This is a genomic window from Granulicella sp. L60 (genome assembly GCF_009765825.1).
Taxonomy (GTDB): Bacteria; Acidobacteriota; Terriglobia; order Terriglobales; family Acidobacteriaceae; genus Edaphobacter.
Window position 1 is genome coordinate 1 of sequence record NZ_LMUR01000022.1, and the last position, 26068, is coordinate 26068.

Annotated in this window: 20 protein-coding genes; 11 read left to right on the forward strand and 9 right to left on the reverse strand. The window is 55.3% G+C overall.

Annotated features, from left to right (window positions below):
- Positions 1 to 1999 (forward strand): TonB-dependent receptor (locus GSQ82_RS20970; RefSeq protein WP_158794263.1); only part of this gene is annotated, 1999 nt, incomplete at its 5' end.
- A gap of 860 nt (positions 2000 to 2859) precedes the next feature.
- Positions 2860 to 3204 carry a hypothetical protein gene (locus GSQ82_RS20975; protein WP_254061826.1) on the forward strand — a complete coding sequence of 115 codons (345 nt, stop codon included), beginning with the start codon at positions 2860 to 2862 and terminating at the stop codon, positions 3202 to 3204.
- 159 nt (positions 3205 to 3363) lie between these two features.
- Here the strand turns inward: GSQ82_RS20975 and GSQ82_RS20980 are convergent, their stop codons facing one another.
- From GSQ82_RS20980 to GSQ82_RS20995, 4 genes are all read right to left on the reverse strand, one after another.
- Positions 3364 to 5238: a GGDEF domain-containing protein gene (locus GSQ82_RS20980; RefSeq protein ID WP_254061827.1), complete on the reverse strand. Its 1875-nt coding sequence runs from the start codon at positions 5236 to 5238 to the stop codon at positions 3364 to 3366.
- Between the two features lie 192 nt (positions 5239 to 5430).
- Complete coding sequence (locus GSQ82_RS20985; RefSeq protein WP_158794265.1) at positions 5431 to 5913, reverse strand: hypothetical protein; 483 nt, start codon at positions 5911 to 5913, stop codon at positions 5431 to 5433.
- Between the two features lie 364 nt (positions 5914 to 6277).
- Positions 6278 to 7036, reverse strand: coding sequence for a heme-binding domain-containing protein (locus GSQ82_RS20990; protein ID WP_256370118.1), 759 nt, complete (start codon positions 7034 to 7036; stop codon positions 6278 to 6280).
- Between the two features lie 14 nt (positions 7037 to 7050).
- Positions 7051 to 8052, reverse strand: a complete 1002-nt coding sequence (locus GSQ82_RS20995) for a metallophosphoesterase (RefSeq protein ID WP_158794267.1) — start codon at positions 8050 to 8052, stop codon at positions 7051 to 7053.
- Between the two features lie 161 nt (positions 8053 to 8213).
- On the opposite strand from GSQ82_RS20995, the gene GSQ82_RS21000 reads away from it, so the two are divergent.
- The 3 genes from GSQ82_RS21000 (at position 8214) to ampH (ending at position 11011) form a co-directional block, all read left to right on the forward strand.
- Positions 8214 to 8747, forward strand: a complete 534-nt coding sequence (locus GSQ82_RS21000) for a sigma-70 family RNA polymerase sigma factor (RefSeq protein ID WP_158794268.1) — start codon at positions 8214 to 8216, stop codon at positions 8745 to 8747.
- Complete coding sequence (locus GSQ82_RS21005; RefSeq protein ID WP_158794269.1) at positions 8744 to 9517, forward strand: anti-sigma factor; 774 nt, start codon at positions 8744 to 8746, stop codon at positions 9515 to 9517. The genes GSQ82_RS21000 and GSQ82_RS21005 overlap by 4 nt, the downstream gene beginning before the upstream one ends.
- A gap of 294 nt (positions 9518 to 9811) precedes the next feature.
- Positions 9812 to 11011 (forward strand): D-alanyl-D-alanine-carboxypeptidase/endopeptidase AmpH, encoded by a 1200-nt coding sequence (gene ampH / locus GSQ82_RS21010; RefSeq protein WP_158794270.1) that lies wholly within the window; start codon positions 9812 to 9814, stop codon positions 11009 to 11011.
- Between the two features lie 152 nt (positions 11012 to 11163).
- On the opposite strand, the gene GSQ82_RS21015 is transcribed toward ampH, so the two are convergent.
- Positions 11164 to 14502, reverse strand: coding sequence for a carboxypeptidase-like regulatory domain-containing protein (locus GSQ82_RS21015; protein WP_254061828.1), 3339 nt, complete (start codon positions 14500 to 14502; stop codon positions 11164 to 11166).
- 332 nt (positions 14503 to 14834) lie between these two features.
- On the opposite strand from GSQ82_RS21015, the gene GSQ82_RS21020 reads away from it, so the two are divergent.
- Both GSQ82_RS21020 and GSQ82_RS21025 read left to right on the forward strand, forming a co-directional pair.
- A complete protein-coding gene (locus GSQ82_RS21020; RefSeq protein WP_158794272.1) occupies positions 14835 to 16271 on the forward strand; it encodes an ATP-binding protein in 1437 nt (478 codons plus the stop codon).
- Between the two features lie 12 nt (positions 16272 to 16283).
- A complete protein-coding gene (locus tag GSQ82_RS21025) occupies positions 16284 to 16979 on the forward strand; it encodes a response regulator transcription factor (protein ID WP_158794273.1) in 696 nt (231 codons plus the stop codon).
- 123 nt (positions 16980 to 17102) lie between these two features.
- Here GSQ82_RS21025 and GSQ82_RS21030 read toward each other — a convergent pair whose 3' ends face one another.
- A complete protein-coding gene (locus GSQ82_RS21030) occupies positions 17103 to 17960 on the reverse strand; it encodes a formylglycine-generating enzyme family protein (RefSeq protein WP_158794274.1) in 858 nt (285 codons plus the stop codon).
- A gap of 715 nt (positions 17961 to 18675) precedes the next feature.
- Here GSQ82_RS21030 and GSQ82_RS21035 point away from each other — a divergent pair.
- Positions 18676 to 19902, forward strand: coding sequence for a GGDEF domain-containing protein (locus GSQ82_RS21035; protein ID WP_158794275.1), 1227 nt, complete (start codon positions 18676 to 18678; stop codon positions 19900 to 19902).
- Positions 19903 to 20005: 103 nt separating this feature from the next.
- Here the strand turns inward: GSQ82_RS21035 and mnmE are convergent, their stop codons facing one another.
- Positions 20006 to 21400, reverse strand: coding sequence for a tRNA uridine-5-carboxymethylaminomethyl(34) synthesis GTPase MnmE (gene mnmE, locus GSQ82_RS21040; protein ID WP_158794842.1), 1395 nt, complete (start codon positions 21398 to 21400; stop codon positions 20006 to 20008).
- A 559-nt stretch (positions 21401 to 21959) separates the two neighbouring features.
- On the opposite strand from mnmE, the gene GSQ82_RS21045 reads away from it, so the two are divergent.
- Positions 21960 to 22157 carry a Thivi_2564 family membrane protein gene (locus tag GSQ82_RS21045; RefSeq protein WP_158794276.1) on the forward strand — a complete coding sequence of 66 codons (198 nt, stop codon included), beginning with the start codon at positions 21960 to 21962 and terminating at the stop codon, positions 22155 to 22157.
- A gap of 97 nt (positions 22158 to 22254) precedes the next feature.
- Here GSQ82_RS21045 and GSQ82_RS21050 read toward each other — a convergent pair whose 3' ends face one another.
- Positions 22255 to 22698, reverse strand: coding sequence for a co-chaperone YbbN (locus GSQ82_RS21050; RefSeq protein WP_158794277.1), 444 nt, complete (start codon positions 22696 to 22698; stop codon positions 22255 to 22257).
- A 239-nt stretch (positions 22699 to 22937) separates the two neighbouring features.
- Positions 22938 to 23714, reverse strand: coding sequence for a hypothetical protein (locus GSQ82_RS21055; protein WP_158794278.1), 777 nt, complete (start codon positions 23712 to 23714; stop codon positions 22938 to 22940).
- 20 nt (positions 23715 to 23734) lie between these two features.
- Between GSQ82_RS21055 and GSQ82_RS21060 the strand changes: the two genes are divergently transcribed.
- Complete coding sequence (locus GSQ82_RS21060) at positions 23735 to 24052, forward strand: hypothetical protein (RefSeq protein ID WP_158794279.1); 318 nt, start codon at positions 23735 to 23737, stop codon at positions 24050 to 24052.
- A 124-nt stretch (positions 24053 to 24176) separates the two neighbouring features.
- Positions 24177 to 25946, forward strand: coding sequence for a M20/M25/M40 family metallo-hydrolase (locus GSQ82_RS21065; protein WP_158794280.1), 1770 nt, complete (start codon positions 24177 to 24179; stop codon positions 25944 to 25946).
- Positions 25947 to 26068: the final 122 nt, after the last annotated feature.

The following is a 26068-nucleotide window of genomic DNA, read 5'->3' on the forward strand; positions in this document are numbered from 1 at the left end:
AATCGACACAGCACAAAATGCGCAAATAAACTTTGTGCGCACTATCAATTCGAATGTTCTTCTCCAACTCGGCTTTGGGTTCACGCGAGTCAACAATCAATCATTGCCTCTCAACTATGGTGTAAATGCAAGCGAAGCGCTGGGTTTGCCCGGAATTAACCTCGGCGATGCCACCACGTCGGGTCTCACGCCAGCATCAACCGCCGGTTACGGTGACATCGGCGACGGGGCCTTCATCCCAATCAAAGATATCGACAACACCTTTCAGGAGAATGGTTCGCTCTCGATCAATCACGGCAAACACAGCATCAAGGTTGGTGCGGCTTTAATCCGACGCCAAGCCGAGAATCTGCAAAACAACTACGGCATCGGCGACTATACGTTCAATGCTCTTAACCAGGATGCGACGGGACTCGCAGCACTGCTCCAGGGAAACTTCACCAATGTGCAACGTTCCAACGACCTTGTCCCGCCGCACTATCGGAATTGGGAGCCAGACGTTTTTATTCAAGACGACTTTCACGCTGCGTCGAATCTGACGCTTAATATCGGCCTACGTTATGAGGTACTGACCCCCTTTACCGAAGTGAAAAACGCACTGACCAACTTCGATCCCGTGAGCGGTATTCTGCTGGTCGCTGGCCAGAACGGTGTAAACAAATACGCGGGGCTCAACCCCACCTACAGCAACCTTGGCCCTCGCTTCGGTTTCGCATACACGCCAAAACCAAACTTGGTGCTTCGCGGGGGCTTTGGAATGTCCTACTTCCAAGGCAACTACACATCGAACGGCTCAGAAAAGGCCCAGCCCTTCGTCTCTGACTACCAGTGCACTAACGGTAGCTGCTTGGTAAACCCCGCCACCGGTGTCGCGCCGACGCGGTTCTCACAAGGTCTGCCCGCACCCACAGAATCCAGCGCCACGGATCCTTCGGGAAGTGTCAATGGTGTTCTCAATGCCGGGTTCCGTACATCTTATCTCGAACAATTCAACCTCGGCGTGGAACGGAGCTTCGGTGCCAATGTGCTAGAGATTACCTATGTCGGCGAACTTGGCAGGCATCTGGCTCAGATCACCAATGACCAGAACTCGCCAGCTCTGATCTCCAATTCTGCGCTCGCAGCATTGGCTACACAGCAGGGAACAACGCCTGCGGTCGCCTTTAACACTTTGCGTCCGTACCGCTCCACTTTGCCCAACGCGACACAGATTGCCCAGTTCACAAGTACAGGCGCCTCCAACTATCAAGCGCTTCAGATCTCGTTGACCCGACGTGCTACGGCAGGCCTGACGGTCGGCGCCAACTACACGTGGGCGCACAGCCTTGACAACGTCCTGGGCTACAGCAATGAGGTTAATGATGGCTATGGAGCCGTTCCTACCCAACTTAGCACGATCGAGTACGGCAACAGTGACCTTGATCTCCGGAATCGCCTGAACTTTACTGCGAATTACGAACTGCCGTTCGGCAAGAACCTAAAAGGCGTTGCGGCATTAGCTGGCAAAGGCTGGCAGGCCAATACTCTGCTGCGCTGGTCAAGTGGCCTCCCCTTTACAGTGCTCCAGAATAACGGTGTTGTAAGCACAACGAACGGCTCTACAGGCAATTCGCGTCCGAATCAAATTCACAGTGCTAACCGCAGTGGGTTTAATCTGAACGAATTCTTTGACACCACCGCGTTTCAGCCGCAGCTTTCTGGAACGTTGGGCTCCGAAGCCAGAAATCCCCTTTACGGCCCGCACTTCCGTCAGGTTGACTTTTCGGTCTTCAAGAGCTTCCCTGTCTACAAAGCGTCCACCCTTGAGTTCCGTGTAGAAGCATTCAACATCGTGAACACAACGAACTTCGCCAATCCAAACAATACCTATAATGCTGTACCAACCGCCGGAAATCCGAACCAGTACACCTACACAGCAAACAATGTCGGCCAAATCACAAGTGGATCGGCCAACTATGTTCCTCGGCAGATCCAGTTTGCACTCAAGTATCAGTTCTAATTCATGCTCAACTAAGACGCCCAGCGAGTGCTCGCTGGGCGTCTTGTTTTTGGATTACGAGCCGGCAGCAGAGTAACTAAAAGCGCAATGACGACCAATATCAGTATTGCGATGCTAAACGTAGCCGGATCATGAGCACCTACGCCGAACAGAAGATTGGAAAACAAGCGCGTAGTCAGCAGCGCGAGTATTAGGCCAAGGAGCTGTCCCTGTGACAATCAGCCTCAGACTTCGTTCCATCGCCAGGCGCAGGATGTCACTCCTATCTGCTCCCAATGTCGGGCGAACGCCAATCTCGTGAGTTTGTTGTGCCACCAGAAATGCAATAACTCAGTGAAGTCCAATGAGTGCATGGCAAGGCCTGTCAAGGCGAAGAAGCTGATGAGCAGGGAGTGGAATTTTGGTTGATCGGTGAGCCCACGCCTCCACCTTGAAGACCTCCAGATCGACTCTCTCGACAAGACCTTCGTCCAGTAGAGCCAGGTGCCTTTCAGATTGGCGGAACTGGACGGACTGTGGACTACAGGGCTTCGCGAGAGGTCATTGCCACCGCCTCGCATTCCGGGGGCGCAGAAGCGAGCCCGTCCGTCTTCTGACCCCGCAATGCCCGCCCTGTACACTCGTAAGCACTCGTCCCAAGGCGAGTTCCTAAACCGAACAGGCCATTGTGAAGATGGTCTGAATGACAAACAATTGCTGTCACAAACTGCGGCTCGAGTCGTGCTGCGTCGCGCTCGATCCTTTGGAGTCTTATGCAGATCATAAAAAGAGGTTGTACCTACTGTCCGCCGCCCCCTCGCAACCCTCACGCCCCCGGTGCCCGCCGAGACTGGGAGACCCACCCGTCGTGGATCGCCGGAATGGAAGCTCTGAATGCTTATGGCGACTGGGTAAGTTCCTTCGTATTACCTATCGCCTTTCAATGGATCGAAGAGCACAAGGAGGACGTTTACGCTTCCGTGCCGGAAGATCTCAAAGATGATGTCGGCGTCGTCATCGCTGCCGCTTTCAGGCTGGTTAAGGAGCTTCCACCCTACGCGGTCGGACTGCAGAAGCGCACAGATCACGAAGCGGACCTGGCCAGCACGACTCACGATGAATCCAGCATCAATCCGGTATGGGCGGGCATCACAAATCAGGTACGAGCCTGCACGGAAGAAGCATTCGCAAAGCAGGCGTTGCTTCTCGGCGACGGTCCGGAGTAACGGCGGCACACTGATCCAACGATGCCCAGCGCGCTATACGGAGCCCTGCACCCGCACACGGGATTTTGGGCAGCCACGAACAGGACACCGCGTCTCAGGTCTTGTCGTGGTTGCCCAGCAGGCTCCCAGCGGGATGTGGCATCGGGATGCGGCACGAGGCTAGCGCGCGTAAATTGAGAGATCCGATTCAGCCTGAATCACGCAATTGCGTCCGGACTTCTTAGCCCGATAGAGAGCTGCATCGACGGCACGAATGACGGCCTCAGCTCCTTCTTGTGACCGAAGAATCGACACCACGCCAAAACTTATGGTGACCTGCAGCATGGTCTCGCCATCCAAAATACGCGCTGACTGCGCTGCTGCGCGCAGTTGTTCGCCGCGCAGCAGCGCGCTTTCAATCCCGCAATTCGGCAGGATCATTAGAAATTCCTCGCCACCGTACCGGCCCACGCAGTCATACGGCCGCAGGCACTGCGTGAACACGTTGCCAATCTCTTTCAATACCAGGTCCCCTGCCAGGTGCCCGAAGCTATCGTTGACCTTCTTGAAATGGTCGATATCGGCCAGTATCACGCTGAGGGGCGTGCCTTCGCGAATCGAGCGGATCATCTCCTGGCTCAATCGCTCGACGATGACACGGTGATTCCACAGGCCAGTCAAACCATCATGTTCAGCGTGATGCCGCATCCGGTCGCTGGCGTGCAGCAGTTCCAGCTTCTCTCGTTTCAGCACCTCCTGCTGCAGTTGATCCTCGCGAACGCTGTTATAAACCGCGTAAATAAGAGCAACGAACAGGAGCGCAGCGGCAATCGTGGTGAGAGAGATGCCATTGCCATCGAGGAAAAACATAGGCGAGTCGATCTTGTCCGCGATCGACCAACCGGTGAACTGGCGCCCCTGTTTAACGGCGTAGCCGAACACTAGCATCATCTCGTCGAGAAAGGCCAGGCTGGCCACCAGCCAGCGCGCCGAATCGAACCGCTTACGCCGGAACAGCGCATAGCCCACCAGAACCAGGGGAAAGATCTGAAACAGGAAAGAGAAGAACGTCAATACGGCGTCGAACACCTGCGCACGTGCCGTCCATTGCGGATTCCAACTGACCGCAACCAGCACACCATCCAGAACCTCTCCTGTAGCGTAGATCGCAGCGCAGATCCGTGTGATCCGGCCAATGGTGCGCTCCTCGTGAAGACAGAGAAGCCATAGAAGAAGAAACCACAGCGATATGTCCTGCAACGCGTATACGGGTTGCGCAGCTCCCATCGCCAGGGAGTATGGCAAGCTCAAATGAGCATTCAACAGAAGGAGAATAGTTGGTTGAGCGATCGCAAAGCCTGCGGTCCACAGCAAGACCCATCTGCTGGGAGTTCCCAACCAGAGCAGAAAGCTCACACAGGCGATCACGGCGCAAATAAGATTGACGCCAAAATTGAGTTGCCGGCTGCGCAACCACTGAAACTGATCCGCCGCCGCCGCAGTGGTTATGGCTTCAGAACTCCCGATCAAAGGCGCAGCATCAAAACCGCCGCGCTCACCGGAATCGTCGGAGAGCAGGGGGGCCTTCCAGACGCGCACCGCAAGGACACCCGTCCGCACCTGGCCGAGCTGAAAAGTCTGCATCGGCTGCGAAAGGCGCCAGACTGGACGAGGCGGCAACCTGCCATTACGCCCGATCAGCGATCCATTCCAGTAAACCTCGTAGGAGTCGTTGACATTCGGTACCAGCAGGGAGAAATCCTGAGCCCGCCCCCCCGACCATGCGATGAGCACGATCGAGCAGCGGTACCAGGCGAGACCTGTCAGCTGGGCATGCCCTTGCTTACCCCACGGCTGGGCCGCGCTCAGCCGCTCCCAGCCAGAGCTATCGAACGTCGGACTTGCCCACGCGGGATCGTCTCCAGGGTGAAACTGCCATGGGCCGTCAAGCGTAAAAGTCTCCTTGCCCAGCCCGTCGAGAACGAGAGGGGAGGCCACCATGCTCTGCGCGCAGGCTCGCATCGAATGCACCCCTGCGAGGGCGAAGGCAAGCATAACAAAGGCACCAACGAGTTGCAGGTTGACATGTCTGGAACGCATGTTGCTTAGCATACAAACTAAACTCAGCTTCGCGGTTGTGATAAGCGCTAAGGTGGGAACATGCTCTTCTTGTGAAAATCGACGAGCAAGCCCAGCTTGCCGTTTGCCGCTTCAAACTTGGCTTTGAAATCGCCCTCATCGTCTTGATTAATGGCCCGGTAGACCGCCCAAATTCACCTTCAACCTCTTCGTACAGAGAGACGAGCGCAGCTTCCGAAACCTCGCAATAGGTTTTGTAAGCTGCCTTCTCCAGGGCAGCTTCAGCTTTTTTTCTTCCGCGTCGCATCTAGCAAGACGTAGATTGCGTAGTCGCTCCTGCGCCACTACCAGCAAGCGCGGTCGCCAGGTGTTTGGGAGTTTCGGCAACTTTCGCAGCGGCTGCAGTAAGTGCCCGGATGCGAATAACTGCTGTAGTGATTTCGCGGGAGTTTTTAAGATCTGCTCACGAATAGCCTGAGCTTCCCGTGATCGCTCCAGCTTGTCGCGCAGATGCGCTCGCAGTTGCTCCATGTTCCAGGCTGTGTCGCACAGAGGGCAGTTCGGACCATCGACGAGGCCCAGCCCGTTCTGCACAAACGCGTGGCGGTTGATCGAAGCAAGCAGTGAAGGAGCAGCCTCAATTTTGGCCATACCCTGCAGCAGCTCGACGAATGATACAAGATCGCTCTCGAAGCCCTTTACTGCAGGCCTCAACACGTCCGCGATGGCGATTCTTTTGACTGCTGCGCACCTTCCTGAGCCGACCCCTCCGAAATACCCTCGGAAAGCTTTGCCGTCCGCAGGCCCTCTATTGTTCTAACTTCGGCACTGGTCCAATGTCGATTGCGAATAGAACGAATTGCGTTTTGTGCGTATTCGACGAATGGGCCGTTTATCTCCTGCTTGGATTCAAACACCGCATACACAGATTCAGCCGGAACGATGAGTAGTTACCGATCACGGCAGGCCGCGCTTACAAGATTAGGGCTCGTTTCCTTATCGCTTTGAGAACTCTCTAGTTCTGACCTTTTTGACGTTTGAAATATGCAATCAGATCCGAGCGCTCCTGGGCTGATGGAACATGGAAGTCCATCTTGTTGTCAGGCACTAATATGTCGGGATCCTTGAGCCATTTCTCCAGCGTGGTTTCATCCCACATTATTCCGGAGTTCTTCAAACCGGCAGAGTAGCCGAAGCCTGTCACGCCTGCGGCCTTCCTGCCAAAGACTCCGGCAAGCGGCGGTCCTTCATGACCCTCCCCTGTCGCATGACAACCCGTGCATCGTTTCTCGAATACGGACTGACCGCGTATGGGATCGCCAGAGCCGCTCAAGCTCGCCTCCTGGTGGCTACTGGTTTCCATCATCGAGAGAGATGCGACGTCTGTTGATGTCAGTCTGGAGTCCCAATGCAGAAGTCGATATTGCAGAGGCGGCATGTCCCCCCTCTTTGCTTCGTGAATCATCTGTCCGAACAGTGCGACCTGTTGATCGGGAGGAATCTGGTCCCAAAGCGAGAGATTCATCTTTTTGCGCGCCTCAACGATATCCCGCTCGATCAACCAGGAGCCGGGTGCCAGCCGTGCATAGACCGGCCATCTCGTCTCGTTCGAGTGACAGTCAGCGCACTTGGTCACCAGAACACTTTTCGCACCCGCAGGGATATTGGCGCCTTGGAGCAGTGTGTTGAGCCCCTTTCGAGGCTCGACACGCGGGTTCCCGAAGGGATGTACAAACGACAGTCCCGTTAGACAAACAACAAACAACGCGATCACTTCACCGAGATGTTTCAAGCGCCCTCCGCCAGCGAGTGATCCACCACAGCGAGGTGGCTGTGTCCGCGAACGACCTTGACGTTGGTAACGCCGAGCACGCTCTGCAGTTTGCCGGCTGGAACAGCCATCGGTCCCGGGTTCGGCGCACTTCCCGGTGCAGGCTGCGGGAATGCCGTGGCCATCGCTGTATGAAAGGCAACGTTGCCCTCTACTTTCTGAACGACCTGATGAATGTGGCCGTTCAACACGGTGACCGAGCCAAAGCGTTTCAGAAGAGCCAGCGCCTGCGCACCATCGGCCGTACCCCAGCCCCACTTCTCATAGACCATCCACAACGGAATATGCGCGAAAACTACAATGGGTGTCGAAGCGCTCAAGGCCGCCAGATCGGACTTAAGCCAGGCGAGCTGTTCCGCGCCGAGATTTCCCATCGCATCGACCTGAACGCAGTTGTTCAGCCCAATGAAGTGGACGCCCTTGTGGCTGTAGCTATACCAACCATTCCCGACGGTGCCCTTGCCGAACCGTTGCTTATACAGCGCGCCATCATCGAGCGAAAAATCATGCTCGCCCGGAACGTAAAACACCTCTCCAACCTTTGCGCTTTTAATGACCTGCGCAGCTGTATCGAACTCCGAAGTCTTCGAGTTCTGTGTGATGTCGCCGGTATGAATCATGAAATCCGGTGCCTTCATGCCTGCCGGAACGATGTTGATCTTATCGATAGCTTTTTGCAGTGTTCCCGTTACATCCGGATTCGCGCCCTTATTGAATCCAATGTGACTGTCGCTGATCTGGACAAAGGAGAAATCCTCGATCTTTCCTGTACCCGCGCCACCATTGGCCTTCATCGTCTGAGCCAGCAACTTGGACGCCGGAACTCCGCCTACCATTGTCCAAAGGAGGCCCGTGCCTGCCCATGCCATGCACCCCAGAAAGTTGCGTCTGTCGATTCCGTCGCCTGCCGGCTGCGCTTGATTGTCCTGCACTACTTCGTCTTCGGTTAATCGATTCATATCGAACTCCATTGATTCTGATTGCCTGCACAATGGAGAACTACCGAAGCCCGCTTTTATTCTCCGCAACCCACAAATAAAAAGGATGGAATAAACCGACGGTTATTTGGTTTAGGCTTAGCATGTCTCATGTTCAGGGCCAACTCGAGGAATTTCGCACCATGCCCTCCCCTTTCCATAGCGCATCCTTCGAACAACTCGCGCTGCCTCTTCTGCCATCGCTCTACAGCCACGCGTTCTGGCTCAGCCGCAATCATGCAGACGCGGAGGACCTTGTGCAGGAGGCCATCTCCAAGGCGCTGCGTGCCTTCGACTCCTTTCAGTCAGGCACCAACTTCAAAGCCTGGATCTTCCGTATCCTCCGAAACACGTTCCTCACCTCGCGTACCGGTATCGCGGCCTCACGCACAGTTTTTCTGGAAGACCGTTCCGACCTGCCCGACACCATCGACGCGAATCCGACGCCGGAAGAACATCTCATTCGACTCGACAATCAAGCGGCGATCAACCGGGCTCTTGATGATCTCCACCCAGACCTTCGTGAGGTGTTGCTTCTGTGCGATGTGGAGGAGCTCAAATACAAGGACATTGCGTTAGTCCTCGATGTTCCGATCGGTACTGTGATGTCGCGTATCTCTCGCGCTCGGCGCACCCTTCATCAACAGTTGAAACTGCAACTCGGGGAATCGCTATGACTCAACCGCAAGTGAATGGACATCTTCGCCAGGATCAAATCAGTGCCTTTATCGACGGCGAGCTGTCTCATAGTGAGGCTACTGAAATTCAGCAACATCTAGCCGATTGCCACTCATGCGCGTTGCGAGTTCTCTCTGCAACACAGCTCAAAACCGCCACGGCCCGCGCGGCCCAACGATTTTCCGCTCCGCCTGAAGCACTTGCACGGTTGACGGCGCAGCTCCGTCCTCAGGAACCTAAGAAGACTGCGCGCATCTACTCGTTTCGTTCCGTTGCATGGGCTGCAATGGCCGCGGCTTTGGTGCTTGCCGCCTCGCTAATTGGTTGGCGCCAGACTCGACAGGCCAATACCCTCTCCGCCGAATTGCTCGATCATCACCTGGCCACCTTATCCAGCGGCGCTTCTCCCGAAGTGATATCGACCGACCGTCACACGGTAAAGCCCTGGTTCCAAGGCAAGCTGCCCTTTAGCTTCAACCTGCCAGACGCTCTTCCCGCGGATACCACTCTCAAGGGCGGCGATCTCGCATATCTCAACGGACAGCCCGCGGCGTTGCTTCTCTTCACCATCCATAAGCACGAGGTTTCGGTCTTTCTTACCCAGAGATCGGCTAGTCCCATGGTGACGGTGCTGCCTGGAACTCAATCTGGCTTTGCCATTCGTCATGCGACGACGCATGAGCTGCGCATCATCGCCGTCAGCGATGTCAATCCCGCCGACCTCGAGGTACTCGTATCGGCTCTGGTGGAGGCACAAACGCCCCGGTAGCGCAAAGGCAACGACCGACTCGTCTCGACCGATAAGTATCGCTAGGAATTAAAGAGCTTAGGGCGATTCCAACCTGCGCCATGCGGCCAGATTACGGTTGAAACAGCAAGTGAGTGAATGAAAATACCCTATAAGTCAACCAAATTGCCAGCTTATGGGGGAGTACATCGCGTGAGCATTGGGCATCAATAAATGCCGTGTGTGCGGGTATCTGTCCAGCGACAGCATCTCCGGCAGTTGCATTTTTGTCCTAAGGAATTGGCTTCGTTTTGTACTCTAAGACCTACATACAAAATGAGCCACTCTAAATTTCTACGAACACTATTTTTCTTCTTTCTGTTACCCCTCACGTCAACCTGCGTGCAGGTGTACGCCCAAACGTCACTCCCCAACCTGCAATCCATCGATGCTCTCGGCTCAGATCTATTCCTTCAGTCTGGCTCTACTGGCATGGTTCTCGTAGTCGTTCGCGACAACCAGGTATTTTTCCACGGATACGGTGAGACGGCGCCCAACTCCCGTCAGGCACCTACGCAGGACTCTTTATTGAGGCTCTGCTCTCTCACAAAGATATTCACCACCGACGTCCTAACCAAACTCGTAACGGACAAGACCGTACGACTCGACGATCCGCTTCAGCGTTTCTCTTCACCCCACATAGTTGTGCCCAAACACATCCAACCCATCACCCTTGCCGACCTCGCAACCCATACATCCGGCCTTCCAAGGGAACTGGGTAACGCACCTCCTGGAAGCCCTCACTTCACCTTCCCTGACTATCGCACGCGCTGGCGATGGCTACCAAACCAGCGACTCCGCAGCACTCCGGGTACGGCCGCTCTTTACTCGAATGTCGCCTTCGACTTCCTCAGCGATGCCCTCCAGGCCGCCACCCACAAACAATACGCAGCCCTCCTTGCCGAGCGCACTCTCAATCCGCTCCACATGCAGCACACGACATTCTTTCCAAGCGCGGAGCAATGCAGCCATCTGCTTCTCAGCACCAATGACGAAGGACCTTGCACTGTGACTGAGCCGACCGCTGGAAGCTCAGGACTGTACTCCACCGCTGCCGACATGGCAATCTGGCTTCAATACCTGCTCGGGACCCGTGGTCCAGGAGATCTCTCACAAGACCCCGCTGCTCAAGCCATTTACATTCTTCCCTCTCACCTCGTCAGCCAAAAAGGTCTCGATCACGCCGGTGAGCCAACCGGTATCGGTCTCGGATGGATTCACATCCTGCCAGTCAACTCGCCTTCGCACATCATCGAAAAGACGGGCGGCGGCGGTGGCTTTGAGACCTATATCGCCATCAACCACTCTCAGCGCACCGCGATCTTCCTCGCTGCCACAGACGGTTCTGTCGACACTCATCTGAACCTCTTCAATGGTGCGAATAAGCTTCTGCTCGCTGTGGCTGGTCTCCCACCCCTCCCGCCCCCACAACCGAAACCGGCACCCAAGCGATCTCTTAAACATCGCCGCCGCTAAACCCGACCAGGTTCGCCTTCATTTCGGTGCGGACCATTCACTTGGAAGTTAGCAGCCTGTAGGCGATCGTCGAACGATACGCCCGTAGCTTTCTTAGACAAAAACAAAGGGCGAGAACCTAGGTTCTCGCCCTGAAAAAAGAAGATGTCTCCTTAGAAATCAATTCTGAGTGCAGCCTGCCCTGTACGGTTCCCGGCATTTTCGGCAGTTTGTGCTCCGATCAATGCTCCAAAGGTAGAAGGACTATCGATTGCGGTTGCAGGCGGGGCAAAGTTTGTATGGTTCAGTACGTTGGTAAAAGTTGATTCGAAGCGCGCATGCACCTGTTCCGTGATCCGAATCGATTTTGCGACGCCAAGGCTGACCGTTGCGGTGCCCGGTCCTTGTAGGATACCGACTCCGGCATTGCCGAAGCGGCCAGCTCCTACGGGTGTTGGTGCAAAGGCAGCCAGGTTGAAGTACTGCGTTCTCGACTGTCCTGCATAAAAATTTCCCGAAACAACATCCGGACGCAAAACTGCGCCACGGTTCGCCACATTTGTGTTGGACTGATCGTTTCCTGCGCCAATACTAGGCGTCAACCATGGACCCGTTTCGAGCAATGTCACAGTCGTAAGATCCCAACCGCCAAGAAAAGCATCCTTTACGCCGCCGTCGTTCATAAAGCTACGACCTCGGCCAAATGGCAGTTGATAGACACCCGTCAGAAGCATGCGGTGGTGGCGCGTGCCTTCGACGTTGCCAAGATCACTCTTCACGTTGAAGCGGTTTGCGATTGGAAGACCATAGTTGACCTCACCTGCAAAGGAACTCGGTGCGTCGCCTTGGTTATCCGCCACACTATTAGCAAAGGTGTAGTTTGCATCAAAGTACAGCCCATGTTGCATGCGATGTGTCGCATCCAACTCGAACGCACGATAGTTTGCTTCACCGGCGTTGAATGTGCTGAACAGTTCGGTCCAGTTCGTATAGGGAGAGCGTGGGTCAACATAAGGGCTGGCGGCTGTTGTTACGAAGGGTGTTGTACTTGCGGGAATCTGGTTCAGGTCTTCCGTAATGCTCAGCCGGTAAGTGTGCATCCCTACGTAGCTCGCACGGATGGATGTATTGTTGGAGATCTCGCGCTCTATGGTTACGTTCCACTGATTCGACTGTGGATCGCGATAGTTTGGGTCTACACCTTGATCGAGACTTCCTCCGCCGATCTGTGCCGTAGTGCTAGGAGGAGCTGTATTGGGAAACTGGATGAGGGGTGTATTCGATCCAGGAATATTGCTATTGGCATAGCTGTGCAGGCTCGACGTCGGATTACCACTGTTGTTGAACGACAGCGGTCCAAGATTCGTCATCGTGTAAATACCAAAACCTGCACGGACAACCGTCTTTGTATCGTTGAAAGGACGGTAAGCTACAGCGACGCGCGGCTGGAAGTTGCCCTTGTAGGTGTTACGTAGACTTTGCGGTAAACCATCCTGACTCGCCGTCACGTACTTCGTACAGGGAAGAGTGGTGTTATTCAGGTTGCAGGCGTTGAACGATTGCTGGAAGGCAACGTTGGAAGGCGTAATGTTTTGTTTGGCGAGATATCCCGCCAACGCATCTGGAACCACAATCGAGTTGTTCCGTTGATCGAAGTTAGCCAGATTGCCACCATCCTCCTGAAAACCAGGAAGAATCTGCCAACGCAACCCGTAGCTCAAAGTCACTCGGTTGTTCAACTGATACTCATCTTGAGCAAACAAGCTGTATTGTGTGGCTGTTCCACCTACGTCAGGGCTGGATACAGCAAAGTTAAGTGTAGTTGGCGCGCCTTCCAGAAAGTCGCCAAAAGCACTTTGTGTAAATGTCGGCTGAAATATGAAGTCGCCAAAATCATCCGATGCGAACTCCGGTGCAAAGCTCTCCAGGTCGAAGTACCGGACCCTGCGAATATCGAGTCCACCCTTCAGTGTATGTCTACCAAAGGTGTACGTTACGTTGTCGCTGAACTGCGTCGTCTTGGACTGCGTAATACCAGCCTTGTCTCTGCCAATCGGCTGAAAACCGGTGCCTGCACTGAAGTTAAATGTGGGAAATGCATCCGTCGTCGGGTGCTGACTGATGTTTACGCCTGTCAGATCGAGCTGATTTAGTGCATCAGATCCTTGAATCGGGAAGTTGACGCTTGTTATGACATTTGTAAATCCATAGCGGAACTCGTTCAGGATCCTTGGGGTAATCGTGTAGGTATGAGAAAACAGAAAGCTGCGATTGTGGACCGAATCCGCGTCGTTAGGGAGAAATGGATTGGCAACATCCGAAGTAATGTTCTTACGGCTAAAGCGTGCATAGGCGGACTGCTTCGATGTGATGGTTTGATCGATACGAATGTCTGAGCCATCCGTCCGCGCCGGTGTCGATTGAAAGTTCTCGTAGTTGAAGCCAGACTGTCCGGGGGCATTTGGCAGAGGGATGTAATTAAGGAGCGCTTTCGCCGTTGCGCTGATCTTCCCGGCGGGAATCACCAGCGTGGGTGGGCATGGGTTAGCAGGCGAGGGTGTGCATGGTGGGGTGAGCGCAGTGAGATCACCGTTTCGTTCATTCAGTGTCGGAACGGTGAACTGCTGCGCGACTGCGGTCGTCCGGCGATTGCCTTCGTAGTCTCCAAAGAAGAATGTCTTATTATGTCCGTTGTAAAGGCGAGGAATGATTACCGGCCCACTTAGTGAAAAGCCAAAGGTGTTGAACTTCTTCGGCGCCTTCTGGCTGAAACCATAGGGAATGGCATCAAGGGCCTGATTCTGAATATACTCAAACAGGCTGCCGTGGTAGTTGTTGGTTCCGTTCTTCGTTGTAAAGGTAACGTCGCCGATCTGCGAGAACTCTGCGCTGTTGTTGAACGAGGTCACCTTCACAGCCGCGATCCCTTCCTGCGAAGGATAAGCATCTTGCAACGCGCCATTCTGCCGGACGTTCGCAGTCGAAATACCGTCGACAGAAAAGTTCACCATGGAGGAGCTCGCGCCACCGAGTGCAATGTTGCCTGAACTATCCGTCTGGACATTCGGTGAAAGACCAAGCGCTCCAAGCGGACTGGTCGTCGTCGCACGATTATTCAATGGAAGCTGCGTCATCTGCAGATTGTCCTTTGAATCTCCAAGTGTTGCATTCTCGGTGTTCATCTGGTCTGCGGCAGAGGTAACCTCAACGGTCGTCGACTGGCTGGCGATGGTCAGCACGGCAGACAGTCTCAGATCTTGACGGGCTTCCACCGAAATACCAGTGAGCACGTTATCTGCGAATCCATCATGATGCACACGAAGGCTATAGTGACCTGCCTTTACGTTTTCGAATATGAAGTTGCCTGAAGCATCGGAGCTTACGACTCGCTCCGTGTTCTCATCCGTGCTGTGCAATATGACCTGACTACCAGCGATGGATGCGGCTGTGTCGTCCTGCACGGTTCCTCTCACGCTGCCGAAGGTGGACTGGGCGAAGGCGTGTACTGTCATGCTCAGAATCATAAAAATAGTAAGGAGGGAAAGCGTCTCCACGCAAAAGCGAGATCTTGAGGTAATCCTTATTGGTGCATAGTTATGAATGCTTCGCTTATTGCTATAAATTAGCGCCTCGTCATCTTTGGATTTCGGCGTCGGTTTAGCAGCAATTGCTGAATCAAATACAAAAAAGTCTCTAATATATTTCACTTCACTCACCTCGAAAGACTGAAATTAACCAGTCATCCTCAGTGAACTGTGAAATCCATTAAATGCGCATCATGGAATTCCTTACGAAATCTTTATGATGAACGCGCTACCATTCGGCTCATCAGGTTGTGAGACGTATGTCCAAAAGAAAAATTCGCGATGCCATAGTCAGAACTGCGATTAGCATTGCAGCCGTCCTGCTCGTCACCTGGATCTCGTTTATTTTTCATTTCAACCTTTCCGCAGCGACCTCCCTTCATCTTTTTCTCGTAACGGTCATTGCGTTTCATTGGGGTTTTCTCGAGGCGAGTATCGCTTCATTAGTATCCGTGGCATGCATCGATTATTTTTTTACTCAACCACTGTTTGTGTTTTATATAACCGACTCGCACGACTGGATCGCTTTGGCGACCTTCGAAAGTGTTGCTTTACTCGTAAGCCGTCTCTCAGATCAGGTCGTTCGACACGCTCGCGAATCCGAAGTTCATCGGTCACAGTTGCAGAAGTTATACGAGCTAAGCCAAAATATCCTTCTCCTCGATCCACAAGAACCGCTCGATCAGCAGCTTGCGAACCTCATCCAATCCACGCTTCAGGTACGCGGTGTCGTGCTTTGGAATGCTTACAATCAGCAGTTATCCACCGCCGGTATCTGCGACGTTGCTGAGTCGGAACTTCGCTCAACCGACCTTCAGGAAGACAGCATGGACAACCTGGAAGCGACCATCTCCAGGCGAATTTTACATTCGGGTACGCGACCCATCGGTTCATTACTCATCTGCGGACGACATATGCTTGATGCTACTTCTATCAGCGCAACTGCTTCACTTACGGTAGGAGCCATTGAAAGAGAACGTTCCTTCTCTGCCATGAGCACTGCGGAAGCAGGTCGACAGACTGAACAACTACGCTCCGCCGTTCTCGATGGACTCGCTCATGCCTTCAAAACTCCCTTGACGACGATCAGGAGCTCAAGCTCCGGCCTACTTGAGATGAATACCTTGTCGGGTACCGAAAAAACCCTCGTGGAGCTCATTGATCAATATGCCGAACAACTCAACGACCTCACAACGCGCCTATTGCGAACGGCAAGGGTCGACAGTGCTGATCTCAAATTGAAGAGGGAGCGAGTTGATCTCATACAACTTATAGAAAAAAGCATTGGAGCATCATCGCAGGAACTCAGCGACCGTCCCGTTTATATTCAGCCAACTGCGCGACGAAGCATAGTCATGGCGGATGAACAACTTCTCAAGATGGCGCTATTTCAGCTACTGGACAATGCCGCTAAGTACGGTGGCCTCGGTTCGTCGATCATGATCGATGTTCAGGAAGAGCCATCAGAAGTAATCATTAGCGTGCGAAACGACGGCTCCTTCATTCCGATCGAGGAGAGGGAAAAGATCTTTCAGCGCTTTTATCGCAGCCCAGGTTCGGATCGTAAAGCATCGGGTACGGGTATTGGCCTTTCCGTCGTCAAACGCGTGACAGAAGCACATCACGGACGAGCATGGACCGACAGCAATCAACAGTCCGGAACTACGTTTTTCCTTACGTTACCCAGAATGATCTAGAAGAGGTGGGTCGTGGAACACCGAAGCAAAGTGCTGGTAGTAGAGGACGACGCGGGAATTCGACAAAGCCTATTCCAGACCTTGAATGCCTTGGGATTCGTTATAGGGGAGGCCGGCAATGGAGAAGATGCTCTGGTTCGACTCCGCATGGTCGACTACGATGCGGTGTTGTTGGATATCAACATGCCGGGAATGGGTGGCATCGAAACTTGCCGCAAGATGTCCCAACAGTATCCCGGCCTCCCCATCATCATGCTAACCGTACTCGACGAGGAAGACGATAAGGTAGAAGCCCTCGATGCCGGCGCAGATGACTTTGTGACGAAGCCATTCCAGATCAGAGAGCTAACAGCGCGTCTGCGCGCTGCGATCCGGCGTTCCAAGGCAGTTGTGGTCGCTCCGAATGAACTGATCGTCATCGGGGATGTAACGTTGGATCGCGTTCGCCATCGCGTCCAAAAGTTGGAAGTGGAAATTCATCTAACCCCTAAAGAGTTTGATCTGCTCAGCTATCTCATGGAACATGCCGGTCGACCCGCGCCGTACCAGCGTCTTCTGACTACTCTATGGGGACCAGAATATGGGAATGAGCGTGAGTACCTGCGAGTCCTGGTCAATCAACTCCGGAAAAAGATGGAGGACGATCCCGCTCGTCCGACCTATATCCTTACGGAAAGCCATATTGGTTACCGCTTTCGCGAGTCTTAGTTGTCGTCGTGTTGCTGCTGCCATCGTCTTCGTATGACGTCCTCGATTAGATCAAGAACAACGGAGGCAATGACAATAATAATAAGGAGGTAACGTCTACGATCTGGAAGACGCGAAGAATATTTAATTTTCTGGTGCATCTATGACGCAACGAAATCCCATATTCGACGTTGAACTATCCGGCGTATTCGAACTCCGAGCTGCGACGCGATATCTATTGCAGTACGACTTGTGACATAGAAAAGAGCCGCCCTTCATAACTCTTCCCGTTCCGGTCTCAGGCCCTGCAGGATTAGCCCCTGATCTGTTCCGATCATTTGCGGTGCCAAACCAATCCTGACACCACTCCCATACGTTTCCAGTAACAGAGTAAAGTCCGAAGTCGTTTGGAGGGAATGCATCGACTGGGCATGTCCCTGTGAATCCATCATCTCCCGTATCGAACTCGGGAAACTTTCCTTGCCAGATGTTGCATCTATGTTCGCCGTTCGGGCGAAGCTTATCTCCCCATGGGTAGAGTTTCTGTATCAAGCCGCCGCGGGCCGCATACTCCCATTCAGCTTCCGTTGGAAGCCGCGTGCCCGACCAGTGACAGTAGGCCTGCGCATCGTTCCACGACACATGCACGACAGGGTGGTTCATGCGCTTCCCAACGTCTGAACCGGGGCCTTCAGGAGCATTCCAATAAGCCCCGCTAACTTTGCACCACCAGGGTGCCGCTGCCACCGTGTCTTCAACCATCTCAGAAAAGCGGTCCTTCGATATGTGACTCCAGAAGACGAACGACCAACCGTACGTTTCAGCCTCTGTCTTATATCCTGTAACGTCGACGAACTCGGCGAAGAGTTGGTTAGTCACAGGAGATCGGCCGATATGGAACGGACTCACTGTTACTTTTCTTGCTGGCGTCTCGCCATCCAGTGGGAATCCTTCCAGGCCATCGGTTCCCATCAGGAACTCCCCGCCCGGTAGATGAATCATGCCGGCAACCGCATGATGAACACCTGTGCTTACCGAAGACACTTCCGTAGCTGACGAGGGCTGTTGTACGGATAAGTGATTCGAGGAAGGTGTGCAACAACTTTTTCCTAATGTGCTTTCATGCACGTTCAATTTATCCCCCCTTCGTCACATCGTCTGTCAAAAATCAATCATATGCATAACGGTGATGGCCACTCGCAACTATTTCTGATGTCAACTTATCTACACCGCACAGCTTGCCAAATCACTCAAATATCTTATAGTTTTGCCTGCCATCTCTTGTCTCTCTGTTCAGCAAACAAGAGGCATTGATGAAGCAGATAGGATCTACTGTAATTCTGCCTCGAGCTCACTGGCCGGCAGCAAGTTATCGGCCCCCGAAAACCTGGTGCAGCGGAACCGTGAGCAGTATGATGAGTAGTAAGTGTGGGCCGAGTGAATAGCGGCATTCTAGTAGCATAAGCGATCTAATATTGAAATAACCCAAAAGTGGTATGCCTGGTCAGGAATGACCGCCCTCTTGATACCGCACTTTGGTACTTTGATAGAGCAGTGTTTCAGTGGCGATTTGCGTTCACCACGGTGAAAATGAAGTACAGCCAGCTGAGGCAATCGTGAAGAAAGAAGTGAATTCCAGATGCAGAGTACGTCAATCCACGAACTTGCGATCGGAGAGATAACGCGACTTTCAGGCAGAGGTGTCCAGCGACTAACGTTGGCCGAGCCTCTTGAGAGCAGCTTTGAGCGGTCAACTGCGGCTCAGCGTTCTTCGCGCCTCTGGATTGAAGGCCTCGTGGCGATAGGCCTCTTCAATATCTACGTCATTGTCGAATACTTCATCCGAGGAGGAGACTCCTGGCTTGCGTTACAGATACGTCTGTGCATCATAACGCCGCTTGCCCTGCTGATTAATGCCAGCATGCGGTGGAATCCGAACAAGGTTTATCGCGAGACCAGCATCGCTCTCGTGAGCTGCCTTATCGGGCTGACACACCTATATCTTGAAAGTAATAAAAGTTCTGCCTCCTCTGCATACGCCCAGGTGGGTCTAATCGTCACTGTCATCTTCGTTAATGTCGTGATGCGGATTTACTTCACCTACGCGTTCATTGCATCCAGCGTGCTGTTGCTTGGCGAAATCTTATTCATTCAGCATGATCACTTTCTCAACCCATCAGAGAAGCTGCTAGGGATTACGCTGGCCATCTGTGCCATTGCGATGACTTTGATCGCGAACCACAGTATCGGACGCGAGGAGCGCATGGGCTATCTCATGCGTCTTCGCAGCGAGATACAGAGCAGCGAGCTATCCACGTTGAACATCGAACTGCAGAGGATCTCCAGCATCGACAGTTTAACCGGTATCGCCAATCGGCACGCCTACGAGCTGCAGTTCGCAAAACTCTGGCACGAAGCCGAAGAAGCAAGAACCTGTATATCTGCCATTGTTATCGACATCGACCACTTTAAAGCGGTCAACGACACCAGTGGGCATCTCTATGGCGATCGCGTGCTGGTGCGGGTTGCGTCGCTGTTGTTGCAGAGTCTGCGGTGCAAGGACGACTTTGCCGCGCGGTTTGGCGGAGAAGAGTTCATTGTCCTGTTGCCTGGAACGATGCAAGAGGGCGCCATGATTGTAGCCGAGCGAATCCGCAAGTTGGTGGAGGTTGCCGGATCGCCAGCGATGCAGGCCGAGGGCAGTCATCCTCGCCTCTCGACGGTTAGCTGCGGCGTGGCAACATGTTGGCCAGGCAGTGCAAACTGCCAGAACGATCTGGTTGGAGCAGCCGACAGAGCTCTCTATCAGGCGAAGGCCGGTGGACGTAATCGCGTATGTTGGGGTGAACCTTCAAGCGTCGCGCGAAAGCGGCCTATTGGCGAGAGACGATCCGGATGGCTTGTTACAAAAGGGGACGCATCCTCGCTGGCTAAAGCCGAATAGTTTTATTCGCGTCGAAATTACTCAAATTATTCCGATCACACTGCTCTTTGCTTCGATGTGAAGTGATCGGCGTGCCTCGCAGTTGACCACACCACCCGCGCTCTCATTTTCCGATGCAGAACTTGCTGAAGATCTGGTTCAGGATATCGTCGGTGGTGGTGGTGCCGGTGAGGGTGTCGAGGGAGCGGAGGGTTTCGTAGAGGTCGAGCAGGAGCATCTCGTGGGGGATGGATGCGGTGAGGGCTTGCTGGGCCTGGGCGAGGGAGCGCAGGGCGCCTGAGACGGCTTGCTGCTGGCGGAGGTTGGTGAGGAGCGCGGTCTCTGCGTTGGGTGTTGCTTGGGTGACCCGGGATAGGATGGCGCGGCGCAGTTCGGGGAGACCTTCTCCGGTGAGAGCAGAGGTCTCTATCGTGGTGCATGGCATCGGGTCTGGTGTGGTGCTTTGTATGGTTTCTTGCGTGGTGGTTCGTGGTTGGTTGGTGGTGAGATCGTGCTTATTGCGGGCGATTAAGAGAGGGCGGCCGGTGAGGCTGGCGATGGTGGCGTTGTCTTCCGGGTGGAGGGGCACGGTGGCGTCGAGTACGAGGAGGACGACGTCGGCTTCGGCGATGGCCTCGCGGGATTTGGCGATACCGATCGATTCTGCCTCGTCGGTGGCTTGGCGGAGGCCTGCGGTGTCGACGAGTTCGACGGGGATGCCTTCGAGGGAGATGCGTTCGGTGACGAGGTCGCGGGTGGTGCCGGGAGTGGCGGTGACGATGGCGCGGTCGCGCTGGAGGAGGCGGTTGAAGAGGGAGGATTTGCCGGCGTTGGGACGGCCTACGATGGCGAGGGTGAAGCCGTCGCGCACGATGCGTCCGTAGGCGAAGGTCTGTTCCAGCACCTGAAGGGGGGCTTCGACAGCCTGGATCTGTGTGGCGATCTGTGCGGTGGGCAGGAGGTCGATGTCGTCTTCGGCGAAGTCGATTCCGGCTTCGAGGGCGGCGATGAGGGCGATGAGCTGCTCTTTGATGGGGGTGATCTGGCGGGAGAGGGAGCCGCCGAGTTGCTGGGCCGCGATGCGGGCCTGGTGGAGGGTGCTGGACTCGATGAGGTCGTGGACGGCTTCGGCCTGGGTGAGGTCGAGACGTCCGGAGAGGAAGGCTCGCTGGGTGAACTCGCCGGGCTCGGCGAGGCGGGCACCGGCGGCGACGCATTGGCGGAGGAGGTGGTCGAGGAGGACGGGGGAGCCGTGGGCGGCGATCTCGACTACGTCCTCGGAGGTGTAGGAGTGGGGGGATTGGAACCAGGTGACGACGGCCTCGTCGAGGGTTTCGCCGTTGCTATCCAGAATGTGGGCGAAGCGGGCTTGGGCTGGGGCTAGCGGGTGGCGGAGTTTGAGGAGGGGTTCGGCGATGGTGCGGGCGGCTGGGCCGGAGAGCCGGACGATGCCGATGCCGCCGCGGCCGGGTGGGGTGGAGATGGCTACGATCGTGTCCTGATCGAGCGTTGGGGGCATGGGCTGGTTCTGGTCTGAGCTGGTTGTCCTTGCCAATGCTCCTCCTCTTTCCGCCGTAGGGTTACCCTCCGCCTGGGGGGTGGGTAGGGCTAAGTGTCCTCTTTTCCTTCGCTTAGCATGTTTGGCCGCTGTAAATATTTCATTTCAGGTGGCTTATAGGTAAATATTTGTTTCTAAACGAGTTAAATTCTGAGCGAAAATTTCTGGCGAAAGTTTAATGCTCTATGTCCAGTATAGGGGTTGGGGGATAACTAGTACGCATGGTGTATGTCTTTGTTTTGTATAGAGTTGCGCCGGGTCGAGGGTTGACAGGCTTGGTTTTAAGAAACCGACAAGTGCAAAGGCAACAGCAGATCCCTTCGGGATGACAAACTAGAGGACAATCAGCAGCAAGTGCAACTGCAACGACAACGACAGATCCCCTTGCGGGATGACAACAAAAGGACAGACAACGGCAACGGCGGCGAGGTTCGAGTGTTTATTTTGGTGGGCTTAGGCTGGAAGTGGATACTCTGAGCATCAGACGTAAGGAGAACTTTAGAAAGAGGAAGATGCTCCTATGCTTACGCCTACGCTGATTAGTGTCGTGGTTACGTTGATTGTGATTGGTTTGCTGCTGTATTTGATCGGGTTGATCCCGATGGATGGGACGATCAAACAGATCATCCGCATTGTGGTGATTATTGCGGTGATCGTCTGGCTGCTGCAAACGTTTGGGCTTCTGGGGTCGCTTGGGCTGCACTTTCCTGCTCATTGACGCAGGCTCGTTCAGCACTAGCCTCGTTTAGCGCTGCTCAATGCCAACTTTGCTTCATTGCTTGCTTGTTTTATGTCTGCTCGTTGGTGCTTGTAGGTTAGGCGGCGGAGCTGGCAGCCGATCTTAGCCAGTTTTCCATGACGTCGTGGCCGACGACTCCGGCTTGCTGGCTGACGAGCTTGCCGGAGTGGAAGACGGCGAAGTTGGGGATGCCGCGCACGTTGTAGCGGGCGGCGAGCTGCTGATGTTTATCGGTGTCGACCTTGAGGACGAGGGCGCGGCCAGCCATGTCTGTGGCGGTGCGGGCGACTTCGGGTGCGGCGGCTCGGCAGGGACCGCACCACTCGGCCCAGAAGTCGACGAGGACGGGAACGCGCGAGGTCTGGATGATCTCGTCGAAGAGCTGGGTGTCGACCTGAAGGGGCTGGCTGAGGGGTGGCAGGGGATTCTTGCATGCGCCGCACTTGCCAGTGTCGGCGAGGTGATTGGCAGTGATGCGGTTCTTCTGGCCACAGCTCTTGCAGGTTGTGATGGTGGGCATGTGCGTCCTCTTAGAAGATTGGATGCTTGGGGTTGCTAAAAGATTTTGTCCTGCCGGACGGGCCGCCTGCTCGGCGGGAGCTCACTTCGTGACTTTTGTACCGGTCGGGGTGGGGCTAACTTCTTGGGGCCTCGCGTTGCTCGGCTTCGGATTCCGACCAGCGGGAGGACCCTTGCCGCTTGTCGCTGCGTGACAAGGTATACGCGTCACGAAGTGACCTCCCGCTGAGTAAGCGGTTTTTAAGCGCGTCGGCGGTAGCGGATGGCGAACTCGTAGGTGGGGTTCGGCGGGAAGAGCCGGGCTACGAGGCGCAGGCGGTCGGCGAGGGCGAGCGGGGCGAGGAGCGGGTACTCGCGCTCGCGCAACTCGGAGTAGTCGAAGTCGACTGAGAGCGATAGCTGATAGATAGCGACGGCGTCGGAGAAGGCGGATTCTAGGAAGTTGTTCTTGGCCTTCTCGTCGATGGGCGGCTTGCCGTCGAGGATGGGACTCTTCTGGCTGGGCGCGAGGGCGAGGTTGCGGCTCTCCCATGCGTCCTGGCTGGTCTCGCCGCGGATGTCGGCGACGGCCTGGGCCCAGACGAGTTCGTTGAAGGCCTCGGGTACGCCGATGGCGTCGACGAAGGCGTGGCCTACGTTGATGAAGAACTCGAATGCGAGGGCGAAGCGGTCGCCGAGGAGGCGGGTGGAGATGAAGACGCCTTCGGTGGTGTCGAGGGTGACGTTGCGATGGCAGATGGCCTGGTCGCCGAGCTCGGGGGTGTAGGCGGCTGAGACGAGCGTGGCCTCGCTACCGCGACGGTCGTTGAGGGCGAGCGGGACGAAGTAGTAGGTCTTGCGTGTGAGCGCGGTTGCGATGGCGATGGGGACGGCCTGGACCATGCGCTCGAGGTCTTTGTCTTCGAGGTTGTTATCGCCGAAGGCAGCGTAGCGAATGCCGTTGGAGGCGATACGCACGCGGGTTTCGCGGATGATCTGCTCCGCTTGAATCAAGTCGTTCTGAACACCTTCTGCCATAAAGCAGTATTCTACTTGGTATGGCGCATGCATCACAGAACGGATCTTCGACGACTCCCCGGACGTTTGGAGGGGGCTACCTGTTTGGCGTTCCACTGGGGGATCTGGGCTGGTTTACGAGTCTGCTGATGAGCTTTGCGCTGGGGTTTGCGGCGTTCTTTGCGGCAACGTTCTGCGCGATTGTGGGCGGTCTGTTTTACAGCACGGCGACACACCATACGATCGACTTTGCGTTGACGTACAAGCGGGTGGGACTGCCGGTAGGCGTGTTTGTGCTGATGGTGACGCTCGGGTATCTGGGCCGGCTGTGGGTTCGGCGGCAGATGCGTCGCAGCTAGTCGGGACCGGGGTTCGATTCAATTCCTCTTGCGAAGGTGTTCGCAGCAGAAGTGCGTTTGGTGATATCTGCTATTCTGCGCACTCAACACCATTTCATAAAAATTTGTTGGAGGCCTACCGAATATGTCATTCGTTCGCGTCTTTGCACGTTGGGGCTGCTTTACTGCAGCTGTCGCCAGTCTTGCCGTTCCTGCTTACGGCGCAGATAAGAAGCCGAAAGAGATGGTGGCTGCGGAGACGCCTTCGTACTATGGGCCGCAGCCGGCGACGGAGAGTCTTGACCTGACGATGTATGCGCGGATTCGCGAGGAGGGTCTGAAGCACTCGCATGTGATGGAGTTTGCGGGAGCGCTGGCGGATGGAATTGGGCCGCGGCTGACGGGGTCGCCGAATATGGCGAAGGCGAATGCGTGGACGCGGGATACGCTGACGAAGATCGGGCTGGAGAATGCGCACCTGGAGGATTGGGGCGAGTTTGGGATGGGGTGGCAGCAGATCAATACGTGGGTCCGGATGGTGTCGCCGGACCCGGAGCCGCTGTGGGCGCAGGCTGCGCCGTGGTCGCCGGCTACGAATGGGCCGGTATCGGGCGAGGCGGTGTATCTCGATCTGAAGGATGCGAAGGATCTGGAGCAGTACAAGGGCAAGCTGGCGGGAAAGATTGTGTTGCTGGGTGCGATGCGGGCTACGCCGGATCTGACGGAGCCGCTGTTCCATCGGTATACGACGGAGGAGCTGGCGGAGATGGAGACATATCCTGCGCCGCGGGTGGGTGCTCCGGATATTGCGCAGTTGATGGCGGAGCGGGCGCGGCTGACGGCGCTGCGTGCGGCTGCGTTAAAGATGATGACGGACGAACATGTGGCCGCGATCATTACGCCGACGCGCGATGGCGGAAAAGGTGGCGGGACGGGAATCATCTTTGACGATAACGGAGCGAATCTGGTGCGGGGCGCGCAGGAGAAGGCGACTGCGGTCACAATTCCGAATGCGGTGATGATGATCGAGCACTACAACCGACTGGCGAGGCTGCTGGAGAATCATGTGCCGGTGACGCTGGAGGTGAACATCGAGACGAAGTTCACGGGCGATCATGAGCATGGGTTCGATACGGTGGCGGAGATTCCGGGGAATGATCCGAAGCTGAAGGACCAGGTGGTGATGGTGGGCGGACATCTGGATAGCTGGATCTCGGGCACAGGCGCGACCGATAACGGTGCGGGTTCGATTGTGGCGATGGAGGCGGTGCGGATTCTGAAGGCGTTGGGCGTGAAGCCGAAGCGGACGATCCGGATTGCGCTGTGGTCCGGCGAAGAGGAGGGGCTATACGGCTCGCTGGGATATGTGAAGCAGCACTTCGGAACGTTTGCGGAGCCGGAGCATCCGCAGCCTGCGGGGACGCCGAGCTTTATGCGGGAGCACGGAAAGCTGACTACGACCAAGGAGTGGGAGACGCTGGACGCTTACTACAATCTCGACAACGGGACGGGTAAAGTTCGCGGCGTTTATACGCAGGAGAACTGGGCGATTGCGCCGATCTTCAAGCAGTGGATTGCGCCGCTGGCGGATCTTGGCGTGACAACGATCTCGTACCGGAATACGGGCGGGACGGATCACCTGGCGTTCGATGCGGTAGGGCTGCCGGGGTTCCAGTACATTCAGGACCCGATGGACTATGAGACGCGGACGCATCACTCGGACATGGATACGTACGACCGGCTGCATCCGCTCGACCTCGAGCAGGCTGCGGTGGTGGAGGCGATCTTTCTCTACAACACAAGCGAGCGCGAGGCGATGATGCCACGCAAGCCGTTCCCGCACCCTGAGCTGGAGAAGCAGATGACCGCGCCGATTCGGGGGATCTATCCGAATGCTGTAACGACCGAGAAGTAGGCGTTCGCTTCAGTTGTTTTTGCGGGCCACCCTCCTATCTCAGGAGGGTGGCTTTTTTGTGAATGTGGAGGGTTGCGTTGCGATGAAACTATCCTGCGTGACGGACATCAAGGTATTGCAGG

What these genes read in the sequence shown, in the direction of transcription:
- GSQ82_RS21055 (WP_158794278.1), bottom strand. Translation starts at nt 23,714, where the DNA reads ATGGCAGAAGGTGTTCAGAACGACTTGATTCAAGCGGAGCAGATCATC.
- GSQ82_RS21045 (WP_158794276.1), top strand. Translation starts at nt 21,960, where the DNA reads ATGCTTACGCCTACGCTGATTAGTGTCGTGGTTACGTTGATTGTGATT.
- GSQ82_RS21030 (WP_158794274.1), bottom strand. Translation starts at nt 17,960, where the DNA reads ATGATTCATCTACCGGGCGGGGAGTTCCTGATGGGAACCGATGGCCTG.
- ampH (WP_158794270.1), top strand. Translation starts at nt 9,812, where the DNA reads ATGAGCCACTCTAAATTTCTACGAACACTATTTTTCTTCTTTCTGTTA.
- GSQ82_RS20975 (WP_254061826.1), top strand. Translation starts at nt 2,860, where the DNA reads ATGGAAGCTCTGAATGCTTATGGCGACTGGGTAAGTTCCTTCGTATTA.
- GSQ82_RS21065 (WP_158794280.1), top strand. Translation starts at nt 24,177, where the DNA reads ATGTCATTCGTTCGCGTCTTTGCACGTTGGGGCTGCTTTACTGCAGCT.
- GSQ82_RS21020 (WP_158794272.1), top strand. Translation starts at nt 14,835, where the DNA reads ATGTCCAAAAGAAAAATTCGCGATGCCATAGTCAGAACTGCGATTAGC.
- GSQ82_RS21050 (WP_158794277.1), bottom strand. Translation starts at nt 22,698, where the DNA reads ATGCCCACCATCACAACCTGCAAGAGCTGTGGCCAGAAGAACCGCATC.
- GSQ82_RS20980 (WP_254061827.1), bottom strand. Translation starts at nt 5,238, where the DNA reads ATGCTTGCCTTCGCCCTCGCAGGGGTGCATTCGATGCGAGCCTGCGCG.
- GSQ82_RS20995 (WP_158794267.1), bottom strand. Translation starts at nt 8,052, where the DNA reads ATGAATCGATTAACCGAAGACGAAGTAGTGCAGGACAATCAAGCGCAG.
- GSQ82_RS21000 (WP_158794268.1), top strand. Translation starts at nt 8,214, where the DNA reads ATGCCCTCCCCTTTCCATAGCGCATCCTTCGAACAACTCGCGCTGCCT.
- GSQ82_RS21060 (WP_158794279.1), top strand. Translation starts at nt 23,735, where the DNA reads ATGGCGCATGCATCACAGAACGGATCTTCGACGACTCCCCGGACGTTT.
- GSQ82_RS21015 (WP_254061828.1), bottom strand. Translation starts at nt 14,502, where the DNA reads ATGACAGTACACGCCTTCGCCCAGTCCACCTTCGGCAGCGTGAGAGGA.
- mnmE (WP_158794842.1), bottom strand. Translation starts at nt 21,400, where the DNA reads ATGCCCCCAACGCTCGATCAGGACACGATCGTAGCCATCTCCACCCCA.
- GSQ82_RS21005 (WP_158794269.1), top strand. Translation starts at nt 8,744, where the DNA reads ATGACTCAACCGCAAGTGAATGGACATCTTCGCCAGGATCAAATCAGT.
- GSQ82_RS20985 (WP_158794265.1), bottom strand. Translation starts at nt 5,913, where the DNA reads ATGGCCAAAATTGAGGCTGCTCCTTCACTGCTTGCTTCGATCAACCGC.